This is a genomic window from Photobacterium japonica (genome assembly GCF_050337005.1).
Lineage (GTDB): Bacteria > Pseudomonadota > Gammaproteobacteria > Enterobacterales > Vibrionaceae > Photobacterium > Photobacterium japonica.
The window spans coordinates 19,541-30,534 of sequence record NZ_JAKJSN010000035.1 but is presented as its reverse complement, the minus strand read 5'-3'; the positions used below and the strand labels follow the sequence as shown (position 1 = coordinate 30,534).

8 protein-coding genes are annotated in these 10,994 nt (G+C 45.8%); 2 read left to right on the top strand and 6 right to left on the bottom strand.

All coding sequences use genetic code 11. From position 1 onward, the window contains the following. Positions 1–13: 13 nt before the first annotated feature. Positions 14–238 (bottom strand): DUF2835 domain-containing protein, encoded by a 225-nt coding sequence (locus L4C36_RS14475; RefSeq protein WP_428478511.1) that lies wholly within the window; start codon positions 236–238, stop codon positions 14–16. Positions 239–378: 140 nt separating this feature from the next. After that, complete coding sequence (pepN, locus tag L4C36_RS14470) at positions 379–3,003, bottom strand: aminopeptidase N (RefSeq protein WP_428478510.1); 2,625 nt, start codon at positions 3,001–3,003, stop codon at positions 379–381. Between the two features lie 487 nt (positions 3,004–3,490). On the opposite strand from pepN, the gene pncB reads away from it, so the two are divergent. After that, positions 3,491–4,690: a nicotinate phosphoribosyltransferase gene (pncB, locus tag L4C36_RS14465; RefSeq protein ID WP_428478509.1), complete on the top strand. Its 1,200-nt coding sequence runs from the start codon at positions 3,491–3,493 to the stop codon at positions 4,688–4,690. Between the two features lie 83 nt (positions 4,691–4,773). Here the strand turns inward: pncB and L4C36_RS14460 are convergent, their stop codons facing one another. The 4 genes from L4C36_RS14460 to L4C36_RS14445 all read right to left on the bottom strand — a co-directional run bounded on the left by L4C36_RS14460 (position 4,774) and on the right by L4C36_RS14445 (position 8,938). Beyond that, positions 4,774–5,436 (bottom strand): lipocalin family protein, encoded by a 663-nt coding sequence (locus L4C36_RS14460; RefSeq protein WP_428478508.1) that lies wholly within the window; start codon positions 5,434–5,436, stop codon positions 4,774–4,776. 271 nt (positions 5,437–5,707) lie between these two features. Further along, positions 5,708–7,708: a carboxy terminal-processing peptidase gene (gene prc, locus L4C36_RS14455; protein ID WP_428478507.1), complete on the bottom strand. Its 2,001-nt coding sequence runs from the start codon at positions 7,706–7,708 to the stop codon at positions 5,708–5,710. 17 nt (positions 7,709–7,725) lie between these two features. Further along, positions 7,726–8,370 (bottom strand): RNA chaperone ProQ, encoded by a 645-nt coding sequence (proQ, locus tag L4C36_RS14450; RefSeq protein ID WP_428478506.1) that lies wholly within the window; start codon positions 8,368–8,370, stop codon positions 7,726–7,728. Between the two features lie 109 nt (positions 8,371–8,479). Then, on the bottom strand, positions 8,480–8,938 hold the full coding sequence (locus tag L4C36_RS14445) for a GAF domain-containing protein (RefSeq protein ID WP_428478505.1): 459 nt from the start codon (positions 8,936–8,938) through the stop codon (positions 8,480–8,482). 83 nt (positions 8,939–9,021) lie between these two features. On the opposite strand from L4C36_RS14445, the gene L4C36_RS14440 reads away from it, so the two are divergent. Further along, a complete protein-coding gene (locus L4C36_RS14440) occupies positions 9,022–10,893 on the top strand; it encodes an ABC transporter ATP-binding protein (RefSeq protein ID WP_428478504.1) in 1,872 nt (623 codons plus the stop codon). The last annotated feature ends 101 nt before the right edge of the window (positions 10,894–10,994 follow it).

Here is a 10,994-nt window from a genome sequence, read left to right as displayed (position 1 = left end):
CTACGTAAGCCAATCACGACACCATTTGCTCAATGGTATGAAACTTGTTCAGTGCATTCACGGTGACTTTAAATCGGCCATGTATCCCGCTTTGGCGCAAAAATGGCCGCAAACGGACCGCTGGCAATTGCAGTTTCAGGCCACAATCTGTCATCAATAACACGCTACTCGCCGCGCCCGAATAGTGCTGTAAGAACTGCTGATAACTCACTGCAATAGAAAAGGTGTAAAATTTCATCTTAGGTATGGCTCATCTTTTTTTAACAAACGTTTAAACAGAAATTTTGGAGAGTAAAAATCGCTGGCATAAAAGTAACAGGAATAAAAAAGGCAAGCACATCGGCTTGCCTCTATTTTACTGAAATTTAGCGATAAATCTTACATTTCCAATGCTTTTTGCACTTTCTCGTACAGATCTTTTGCCAAGTTTTCCATTTGTGATAAGCGCTCAAGTTCAGCACGCATTAGCGTTTGACGTGCTTCATCGTACTGACGGTACTTCAAGAACGGTTCAATCAAACGTGATGCCACTTGCGGGTTGCTGGTGTTCAATTCTGTCAGAATTTCTGTCAGGAACTGGTAACCAGACCCGTCTTTTGCGTGGAAACGCACCGGGTTTGCAGAACAGAAACTTGCCACCAAACTACGCGTACGGTTCGGGTTTTTCAGGCTGAAGGCTGCATGCTTCATGGTTTCACGCACATTGCTCAGCGCGTTGTCTGCAGGGTTCTTACCTTGCAGCATAAACCACTTATCCATCACCAAACCATCATGCGTCCACTCCTGACTGAAGTCGGCCATTTGTGCCGCACGGCAGGCAAGTTGTGCATTGTTTGCTGCCGTCATCGCCGCAATGGTGTCCGTCATGTTGTCAGACGCTTGGTATTGCTGTTCAACAATGGCGTTGCCCTGCTCGGTATTCGCCAAGTAAGACAAACAGGTATTACGCAAAGCACGTTTGGCCATGGCATCGTGTTCCACACTGTAAGCCGATTGCGCTAGGCTGTGGTAAATCGCACTGAACTCGTCCTGCATTTCGCGGGCAAAAGTACTTTCCAGCTCACTCACCACCTGGTGGATTGCATCCACATCTACCGTTTTGTACCAACCAGCAATTTCGTTTTCATTCGGCAATGTCAGCATTTCAGCAATGAATGCCGGATCCAGATTCGCATCAAGCAATACACCACGGAACGCATCAATCACTTCCGAAGCCAAATCAAACGCCGCGCCGCTTTGTACATTCGCCACATTCTGCTTAATGTATTTCGCCAACAGCATTTGACCTGCATCCCAACGGGCAAACTCATTGCGAGCGTGCACCATCAAGAATGTTAACTCGGCATCGGAGTAATCGTATTCCAAAATCACTGGTGCAGAGAACTCGCGCAGCATCGAAATAACTGGCTGATCAGTCACATTTTCAAACTCAAAAACATGTTCTGCGTCTGTGATATCCAGCACGTTGTGAACCGGCTCACCGTGACATTCTAATGCGACAACCTCGCCTTGCGGGTTATATAACTCAATATCAAACGGGATATGCAGCGGCAATTTATCTGCTTGTCCCGGCGTGGCTGGCGTATGCTGTTTTATGGTGACACGGTAACGGTTTGATTCCGCTAGGTACTCAGTCTCAACATTCACCACTGGCGTACCCGCTTGGCTGTACCAACGACGGAAACGCTCAAGGCTAATGCCAGAGGCATCTTCCATTGCTGCGACAAAATCATCACAGGTTGCAGCCGTACCATCATGGCGTTCAAAGTACAGTTTCATGCCCGCTTGGAAGTTCGCTTCGCCCAGCAGTGTGTGCATCATACGGATCACTTCACTGCCCTTCTCATACACGGTTAAGGTGTAGAAGTTGTTCATCTCGATCACTTTGTCAGGACGGATCGGATGTGACATTGGACCGCGGTCTTCAGCAAATTGTGGACCACGCATGATACGCACGTTACTAATACGGTTGACTGGACGAGAACCCAAATCAGAAGAAAACTCCTGATCACGGAACACCGTAAGGCCTTCTTTCAGACTCAATTGGAACCAGTCACGACAGGTAACACGGTTACCGGTCCAGTTATGGAAGTATTCATGACCAATGACAGCCTCAATACCTTGGTAGTCAGTATCGGTGGCAGTCTTTGGGTTTGCCAATACGAACTTGGAGTTAAAGACGTTCAAGCCTTTGTTTTCCATGGCACCCATGTTGAAGAAGTCCACCGCGACAATCATGTAGATATCGAGATCATACTCCAGACCGAAACGTTCTTCGTCCCATTTCATTGAATTAATCAATGAAGTCATCGCGTATTCAGCGCGGTCAAGGTTGCCTTTATCGACATAGATTTCGAGTGCCACGTCGCGACCACTCATGGTGGTGTATTGATCGCGCAACACATCGAAATCACCCGCAACAAGGGCAAACAAGTAACTTGGTTTTGGAAATGGGTCTTCCCACAATACCCAATGGCGGCCATTGTTCAGCTCACCGCTATCGATGCGGTTACCGTTGCTCATCAGGTAAGGATAAAGCTCTTTATCAGCGATCACTTTCGTCGTAAAACGCGCTAGTACGTCAGGGCGATCGAGATAGTAAGTAATGCAACGGAAACCTTCCGCCTCACATTGGGTACAGAATGCACCGCCAGATTTGTACAACCCTTCAAGCAAGGTATTCGCTTCTGGGTTGATTTCCGTTTCAATCAACAATTCAAAACTGTCAGGCAGTTGGTTGATTGACAGCGTCCCTTCGCCTTTCGTGTAATCCGTCCACGCTTGACCATCGACTTCCACACGCACCAGTGTCAAATCGTCGCCATCCAGCACCAAGGTGGTGGCCGTCGCGTTCAAACGCTGCACTTTATGCACCGCCACCACGCGGGTTGCCGTATCCTGAAGGTCAAACTCCAATAGAAGATCGGTGATGGTGAAATCAGGTGACTGATAATCTGAACGGTATTTTGCCGTTGGCTGATTCATTGTTGGTTGTTCGGCCATGTTAATTCCTTCTTTTGTCCGCGCTGATCATTACCCATTGGGTCTGCAAGTCTGATGCTTGCTGGCGGTTAATTCCATTAAACTGCCTTTAGGTAAGACAAACAAGTGTATCCAGTCAATTCCTGCGGATGCGTGCCTGTTACGCCATTAATTGCTTAATATTTGGCCAACACCACAAAAATGCAGTAAATTTATGCTCATTATTTGACTGCTGCTGCATATCAATCGCAGCGTTTCATTTTGACTATACTTAAACTGATAAGCGATAACGCTTATTCAATAAAACTTTCACAGTGCGATCATCGAAGCAACAGCAACTTTACACTATCCTACGTCATTACACTAAAAGGCTTCGCCTACTTGTTGCGCATGTCTTGCCAACGTATGGTGTGTAACCTAAAAATTTCAACTTTTTGAAACATTTTGAGGCAACGTTCGCACAAAATAAGGTAAAATCACCGAATTGCTTAAAACAACTACATTAGCTATGAATCATTCTGGACACATTGGGGTTATCGACTCCCTGCTTGATACCGATGCATATAAGCTACATATGCAGCAAGCAATTTATCATCAGTACCCAAACGCTGAGGCGGTTGCGGAATTCCATTGCCGAAGCAATGAAGACTTACGTCCTTATAGCCAAGAGATTCAGGACCATATCAATCGTCTTGCTGGCCTGTCGTTCAGCGAAGAAGAAATTGCGTACCTTTCAACGTTAAGTTTCTTCAAAGAAGATTTCCTTAATTATCTGAAAGGTTACCAGTTCAACAGCGAGCACGTTGAAGTGGATACGTCTGGCGATCAACTCGCCATTACGATCACAGGTAAGTGGCTAGACATCATTTTATGGGAAGTCCCTCTGCTCGCCATTATCTGTGAAGTGCGTTGCCGACACAGTTATCCGGATGTCTCTGTCGAAGATGCCATCACTCAGCTTAAGCTGAAACTGGCTAATTTCTATCAGAAAGCAAGCGAAGAAGGGATCAACCTTGATGCCTTTAGCCTTGTTGACTTTGGCACCCGCCGTCGTTTCTCAAAAGAAGTCCATCAGCATGTGGTCGATTATCTCACAGCGCATGTTCCTGAATTCAAAGGAACGTCTAACTACCACTTGGCTCGTACCCGCGCGTTAATGCCCGTGGGGACACAAGCGCATGAATGGTTCCAAGGTCACCAACAACTGGCCGGTGAGTTAGCGGATTCCCAACAATTAGCATTGAACCGCTGGTTGCAAGAATACCCAGATTCATTAGGTATCGCCCTAACCGACTGCATCAATATGGATGCCTTTTTACGCGACTTTGATCTACGTTTATCTGAACGTTTCGTCGGTTTACGTCACGACAGTGGTGATCCTATTGCGTGGGGTGAAAAAGCCATTGCGCATTACGAATCTCTGGGGATTGATCCGAAAACCAAGTCATTGGTGTTCTCTGACAGCCTGACCCTTGATAAAGCATTGACGATCTACAAACACTTTGCGCACCGTATTAATACCAGCTTTGGCATTGGTACCCAGCTAACGTGTGATCTACCAGGCGTAAAAACCCTGAATGTCGTACTCAAGCTCACGGAGTGTGAAGGTCGTCCGGTCGCAAAAATTTCGGATGAACCGGGGAAAAGTATTTGCCGTGATCCTGAGTATTTATCTCAGCTTCGCACTGCCTTTAAGATTGTGGGTTAAACCGTCAGGGTCTCACCCCAGCAAGCAAATACAAAAAAGCGAGAGTCATACTCTCGCTTTTTTATATCCGCTGTCTTTTTCACCTATTCCCTCTCCAAAATAGCTTCCATACCAAATTGTTTATTGCTCAACGTCAGCGTATTGCTCCCTAATTGGAATTGGCTATCATGTTGACCATCTTCATAAATAAGCACGATGCGATCATCTTCGAGGTAATAAATCCCTCTGTGCTCAATTTTTTTCCCGTTCTTGCCTGACACTTCGGCAGAGAATAAGAAATCAGGGCGTAATGAAATGGCTAATTCAGAAACAGATTCACCCACATCTTGTCCTGTAATACGCGAAGAACGCCATTTACCCGGCAAGTTTTCTGGTGCCAATTTAGTAAAGCGTGCACCATCTAGCATAAATTGGTTATAACTTAACATGTAAGTGTGGTGCTGCTCTGGCTGATCATTTGACGAAAAAGTGATCGTGCTTTCATCAATATCATAAATACCGTCCCACTCATCCACGCTGCCGTCCACTTGTAAAAGACGAATCACAAAACGGTAGTTAGATTTGAATTTAACATTCATCGCACGATAATTCGATCCTTCACTGGCTACCCCTTCGTCAGTATTACTAAACCAATACCAATCCCCCAGCAATAGAGGGTAATCAAATTCCGTTAAGTCACTGGCACGGACGGTGGTACTCAGTGATGTAATAAAAAGCATTACAGCAACCAGAAAAGATTTTGTCATAGCATTCTCCCTCTCAGCGGATTGATCACCTACCTATTATTAACCCTAGCCCTCATTTCAGGATATTGATGAGAAATTGGATGAATATCACTGGTTTTATTTATACGTCTCACTTTAGAGACGAATTTTTACATCTGTTTTTCGACGAAGTTTGCATTTCTGTCGATCACAATAAGTCAGCGATCTTAAAGAACGCAGGAAAATAAATCGCAGACATAAAAAAACGGCACCCGAAGGTACCGTTGTTATTTTATGCTCGAAAACATACTGTCTAACTTTGTGCTGTGACCAAATCAGCTGTAATTGCAACAGCTTCATTTAAGTATGCGTCTGGCGATTCATAATCTTTTGGCACATCATCCAACGTCACAAAGGGCTTCTCACCCAATGCTTTTTGACGTTGATTCAAGCGAACCAAGCGATCTGCATCATCCTTATCCTGCTCAGCAATACGTTGCTTCTCGTTCAAAGAAATCGTATTGATATCTTTTTCAGCTTTATACTCAACAATATCATCTTGAATAAAGCCAAATTCCATATCATCGCTGATCCGCGCATCATGCTTGCTCTTTAGCGCAGGCAAAACCGTCGAATAGTTATACAGTTTTTTATAACCCGCGGCTTTAATACTATCCCAAGGCAATGCGTTGTCTTCAACACTCTCGCCGGTTTCAGCAGGATCAACCGCTGATGGGAAAGACAGATCCGGCACGACACCAAGGTTTTGCGTACTGCCGCCATTAATGCGATAGAACTTCTGAATGGTGTACTGCACATGACCCAGCGGTTTATCGAACAAGTCATAAATGTGATTCAGTGAACGGTGCTGCTGCACGGTCCCTTTACCAAATGACTGTTCACCTAAAATAACTGCACGGCCATAGTCTTGCATCGCGGCGGCAAAAATTTCAGACGCAGATGCACTGTAGCGGTTAACCAATACCGTTAGTGCGCCATCAAAGTAAACGCGATCATCAGAATCACTGTTCACTTTCACACGCCCGTAACTGTCTCGGACTTGTACTACAGGGCCGCTGTTAATGAATAATCCGGTTAGTGCGGTGGCCTCTGTCAGCGCACCCCCACCGTTATTACGCAAGTCGATAACAACGCCATCCACTTGCTTATCATTCAATTTCGCTAACTCTTTCTTGGTGTCTTCAGACAAACCGACATAGAAACTTGGGATTTCAATCACCCCAATCTTCTTGCCTTGCGACAGTTTGACTTCTGATTTCACTGCACGATCTTCAAGACGGATCTTGTCGCGTACAATAGTGACATCGTAACTTTTCGCATTGTTGCCTTCAGGCAAGATTTCCAGCTTAACCTTACTCCCTTTCGGGCCTTTAATTAGCTGAACAACATCGTCTAAACGCCAACCGATAATATCGACAACGTCTTTACCATCTTGTGCGACACCAATAATGCGATCACCTGCCGCCAATTTCTTCGACGTCGATGCTGGCCCACCAGCCACTAAAGAACGGATAACGGTATAGTCATCTTCCACTTGCAATACAGCACCGATCCCTTCCAATGAAAGATTCATTTCGGATTGGAATTGTTCTGCATTACGAGGAGACAAATAGCTAGTGTGCGGATCCACCTCTCGCGCAAATGCATTCATGTAAATCTGAAAGACATCTTCGCTGTGGGTTTGGGTTAATCGCTTGAGTGCGTTGTTGTAACGCTTACCTAACGTTTCCTTGATTTCATCGGTATTTTTACCGGCGAGTTTCAAGTTCAACGCATCGTATTTAACACGCTGACGCCAGATTTCATTGAGCTCATTACGATCTTTTGCCCACGCCAACTCAGAACGATCAATAGCCATTTCTTCATTGGTATCAAAAGAAATATCACGGTCAAGGAGTGTTAGCGCATATTGGTAACGGTCGTAACGACGCTTTAGCGAGGTATTGAAAATATCGAACGCCGCCGATGTATCACCTCTTTTGAGCTGATCATCAAGTTGCGTTTCCCACTTATCAAACTGCTTAATGTCTGAAGCGGTTAGGAAGCTTTTATTGAAGTCCAGCATTTCGATGTAACGATCAAACACGCTGGCCGAGAAGGTATCATCGAGTGAAAACTGCTTGTAATGCGAACGTGTAAAACGGGATGCAACACGCTTGCTCGCGGTTGCATGCTGTTTTTCAGGCGTCAGCTGCGGAATATCACTGAGTGAATATTTAGCCTCTAGGGCTTGCGCTGAAGCTGCTAGCATCATGCCAGCAGCTATCAGTGAGAAACGGAATCGACAGTTCATGCGTCGAGCATTCTCCTTTACGAACGCAAGTGCTCCGCTTTTACTACCATGGTTAGACCATTAGATAGGCGAACACGCACATCGTCCTTATTGATTTCAACGATAGTCGCCGGCATATTTCCGTTGCCCATGTTGACACTAATATTTTTGCCAACAACTACTTCGTCAGCAGTTAGTGCACGGGTCGTTTCTGCAGGCTTTTTATTTAGCTTAGACGTATTTGGCTTAGTGTTCTTAGGTTTAGCCGTTTTAGCACGTACTTTTTTCGCTTTTGCTTCACCGTCGTTGCTTGCAGCAGCTTTCGCTACAGCTTGTTCTTTACGGCGAGTACGTACTTTCGCTTTGCTTTCTTCTAGCGCTTGTTTCGCGTGATCTACGTGTTCCTGCTCTAGCACACCACATTCGTTGCCATCAAGGTCAACACGGTTTGCACCGGCTTTCACACCGTGAAGGTAACGCCAGGAAGAAGTATATTGACGCAGAGCTGTACGCAACTGGGTTTTACTTACTTTCAGATCTTCATTTAGGCGCTCTGCCAAATCTTGGAAGATACCAATCTTAAGAGGCTTCGCTTCACCTTCAACAGTAAAACAGTTTGGGAAACGCTCAGCAATGTAGGCAATCACTTCTTTACTGTTCGTTAGCTTTTCAGAGTTTTCCATGGACTTTCCTGACAAAAGCGAGTCTCCTCGCCGTTAGTACTTTTAATCAAAAAGAAATTGTTCCGCTATTATAGTTACCTAACGCTGAAAAACCACCGAAAGCATACAATTAGAGTCTTTTTTGTAGTTCAGCAACCAAAGTCACCAAACCATCTTCGTCATATTGGCTAAATCTTGACAGTATTGGGCTATCTATATCCAATACGCCGAAGGGTTTTCCATCGATCATCAGCGGAATCACAATTTCCGAGTTACTGACTGCGTCACAGGCGATGTGCCCTTCAAAGGCATGTACATCTTCCACACGCTGCACAGTCAGTGTTGCCATCGCGGTACCACAAACGCCTTTTCCAACAGGAATCCGTACACACGCAGGTTTTCCTTGAAACGGCCCTAGCACTAACTCATCACCTTTTAATAGATAAAAGCCAACCCAGTTAATCTCCGCTAACTCCATGGCCAACAGCGCACTAATATTAGACATATTAGCAATGCGATCTGTTTCTCCGTCGATCAAGGCAATCGCTTGCTTAGTAAGCGTATTGTAGTTTACAGATCGATTTCCCATGGCCTACTCCTTTTATAGCCGTTAGAATAGCGCCTTAACTAATAATAGGAATCATTATCATCGTGAAAGGCAGTACAAACCAAATGATTAACTGGTCTTGGTTGATAAAGCAAGCGAAACATCATCGCCCCCGGCTTGTGGTCGCCAACATCGTCGCGCTTATCGCGACACTTATCAGTGTGCCCATCCCCCTTCTGATGCCGCTGATGGTAGATGAAATCTTGCTTGAGCAACCCGCCGGCGGCATTCAATTTCTCAATCATTTTCTCCCTGAATCACTCCACCAGCCAACCGCGTATATTTTACTTGTGCTGCTCTTCGTGATTGTTATGCGCGTTGCCAGCCAAGCGTTGAACATTCTGCAAAGCCGACAATTCACGCTCGTCGCCAAAGACATGACGTACAACCTACGTAAAATGCTGATCGATAAACTCGGGCGTATCAGTATGCGTCAGTATGAAGAGCGTGGAAGCGGTGGGATCACTTCCCATCTCGTGACCGATGTCGAGACCATTGATAAATTTATCGGTGATACCTTAAGCCGCTTCTTGATTGGCCTGCTCACCGTCATCGGCACGGCCGGTATTCTCTTGTGGCTCAACTGGCAGTTAGGCTTATTCATCCTCTTGGTTAACCCCTTGGTTGTTTATGCCTCAAAGCTGATGGGCAATCGGGTAAAAAACCTCAAGAAAATGGAAAACCAAGCCTTTGAGCGTTTCCAGCAACGCTTAGTGGAAACCTTAGATGGGATCTACCAATTACGTGCTGCCAACCGTGAACGTGATTTCCTTAATCAACTGAAAGACAACGCGGATAGCATTCGCCATGATGCTGACAGATACGCCTGGCAGTCAGAAGCCGCTGGCCGCGTGTCCTTCCTGCTGTTCTTAGTTGGTTTTGAATTATTCCGCGCCATGGCCATGATTATGGTGCTGTTTTCCGATTTAAGTGTCGGTCAGATGTTTGCCGTGTTCGGTTACCTGTGGTTCATGCTAGGTCCGGTACAAGAACTGCTCGGCATTCAGTTTGCCTGGTACAGCGCCTCTGCCGCAATGCAGCGTTTAAACACCCTCTTAGCCATTGATGAAGAAGTGCGCCCAGTACAAACTGTCGATCCGTTCAAGCATCATTCAGCCATTGATATTACGCTACAGAACATTCGCTTCTCGTATGATGAAGACAAAGAAGTGCTGCGCGGGTTGGATCTGACAATTCCTGCTGGCAAACGAGTCGCATTGGTGGGCTCATCGGGCGGCGGTAAATCAACGTTAATTCAATTGCTACTGGGAATTTACCAAAAAGGCAGCGGCGAGATTTTGATCAATGGGCATCCCATTGAAGCCGTCAGCTATGAAGCCTTGCGTGACAAAATGGCAGTGGTCTTACAACACCCTGTGCTTTTTAATGATACGATGCGACACAACTTAACGTTGGGTAAAGACTTTACCGACGAGCAGTTATGGCAAGCATTAGATATCGCACAGATGGCGGATGTTACCCAACGCTTAACCGATGGGCTGGACACCGAGATTGGCCGTCAAGGGATCAAACTCTCGGGCGGGCAACGTCAACGGTTAGCCATTGCGCGCATGGTGTTAGCGAATCCTGAATTTGTAATTTTAGATGAAGCGACCTCTGCGTTGGATACCGCCACAGAAGCGGCATTGCATATGGCATTGAATCAATTCCTCGCAAACCGGACGACCTTAATTGTTGCGCACCGTTTATCGGCCGTAAAACAAGCGGATGTCATCTACGTACTGGAAGATGGCCAAGTGAGCCAAAGCGGAACGCACCATGAATTAGTGAATAAAGCCGGTTTATATCAAACATTATACGGTGCGGTGCAATCGGCGGATTCTGTGACACCCGAAACCTCGGCCTCTGACGCGTTGATACCGACCAAATGTGACAATGTCACTCAAGTATCAGTAGCCAGAGCAAACCTAAAATAATAATATAGTGTTCATAACGGGCTTCGCTATTCATACCTTGGTTGCATATTTCACCAAATGAACTTGCGCAGCCCGACTTCTTTTGCGCATAATTTAACTTT

Bases quoted from the DNA above. Each gene is read 5' to 3' on its own strand.
- pncB (WP_428478509.1), top strand. From the start codon at position 3,491: ATGAATCATTCTGGACACATTGGGGTTATCGACTCCCTGCTTGATACC.
- L4C36_RS14475 (WP_428478511.1), bottom strand. From the start codon at position 238: ATGAAATTTTACACCTTTTCTATTGCAGTGAGTTATCAGCAGTTCTTA.
- L4C36_RS14460 (WP_428478508.1), bottom strand. From the start codon at position 5,436: ATGACAAAATCTTTTCTGGTTGCTGTAATGCTTTTTATTACATCACTG.
- pepN (WP_428478510.1), bottom strand. From the start codon at position 3,003: ATGGCCGAACAACCAACAATGAATCAGCCAACGGCAAAATACCGTTCA.
- L4C36_RS14440 (WP_428478504.1), top strand. From the start codon at position 9,022: ATGATTAACTGGTCTTGGTTGATAAAGCAAGCGAAACATCATCGCCCC.
- prc (WP_428478507.1), bottom strand. From the start codon at position 7,708: ATGAACTGTCGATTCCGTTTCTCACTGATAGCTGCTGGCATGATGCTA.
- proQ (WP_428478506.1), bottom strand. From the start codon at position 8,370: ATGGAAAACTCTGAAAAGCTAACGAACAGTAAAGAAGTGATTGCCTAC.
- L4C36_RS14445 (WP_428478505.1), bottom strand. From the start codon at position 8,938: ATGGGAAATCGATCTGTAAACTACAATACGCTTACTAAGCAAGCGATT.